The organism is Corynebacterium sp. HMSC14B06 (assembly GCF_001807075.1).
GTDB lineage: Bacteria > Actinomycetota > Actinomycetes > Mycobacteriales > Mycobacteriaceae > Corynebacterium > Corynebacterium jeikeium_D.
Genome location: NZ_KV787400.1, coordinates 1 through 1,124, shown reverse-complemented (window position 1 = coordinate 1,124; position 1,124 = coordinate 1). Strand labels below are relative to the sequence as shown.

Annotated in this window: 1 rRNA gene; it reads right to left on the bottom strand. The window is 57.2% G+C overall.

The features are described from left to right. Positions 1–1,095: ribosomal RNA gene (locus HMPREF3130_RS10040) — 16S ribosomal RNA — on the bottom strand; the annotation flags it as partial. Between the last annotated feature and the right edge of the window lie 29 nt (positions 1,096–1,124).

Below are 1,124 nucleotides of genomic sequence, written 5' to 3'. Positions count from 1 at the left end.
GACAAGGGTTGCGCTCGTTGCGGGACTTAACCCAACATCTCACGACACGAGCTGACGACAACCATGCACCACCTGTATACAAGCCACAAGGGAAACACCATCTCTGGCGCGATCCTGTATATGTCAAGCCCAGGTAAGGTTCTTCGCGTTGCATCGAATTAATCCACATGCTCCGCCGCTTGTGCGGGCCCCCGTCAATTCCTTTGAGTTTTAGCCTTGCGGCCGTACTCCCCAGGCGGGGCGCTTAATGCGTTAGCTACGGCACGGATCCCGTGGAAGGAAACCCACACCTAGCGCCCACCGTTTACGGCATGGACTACCAGGGTATCTAATCCTGTTCGCTCCCCATGCTTTCGCTCCTCAGCGTCAGTTACTGCCCAGAGACCCGCCTTCGCCACCGGTGTTCCTCCTGATATCTGCGCATTTCACCGCTACACCAGGAATTCCAGTCTCCCCTACAGTACTCAAGTTATGCCCGTATCGCCTGCACGCCCGGAGTTAAGCCCCGGAATTTCACAGACGACGCGACAAACCACCTACGAGCTCTTTACGCCCAGTAATTCCGGACAACGCTCGCACCCTACGTATTACCGCGGCTGCTGGCACGTAGTTAGCCGGTGCTTCTTCTCCATCTACCGTCAGAAACCCTTCGTCGATGGTGAAAGGAGTTTACAACCCGAAGGCCGTCATCCCCCACGCGGCGTCGCTGCATCAGGCTTCCGCCCATTGTGCAATATTCCCCACTGCTGCCTCCCGTAGGAGTCTGGGCCGTGTCTCAGTCCCAATGTGGCCGTCCACCCTCTCAGGCCGGCTACCCGTCGCCGCCTTGGTAGGCCATTACCCCACCAACAAGCTGATAGGCCGCGGGCCCATCCCACACCGAAAAAACTTTCCACCACACCCTCACGGTGCGGTCCTATCCGGTATTAGACCCAGTTTCCCAGGCTTATCCCGAAGTGCAGGGCAGGTCACCCACGTGTTACTCACCCGTTCGCCACTCGTGTACCCCAGCAAGCTGGAGCCTTACCGTTCGACTTGCATGTGTTAAGCACGCCGCCAGCGTTCGTCCTGAGCCAGGATCAAACCCTCCATCAAAAACCCTTCAAATCAGAAGAATCACAAAA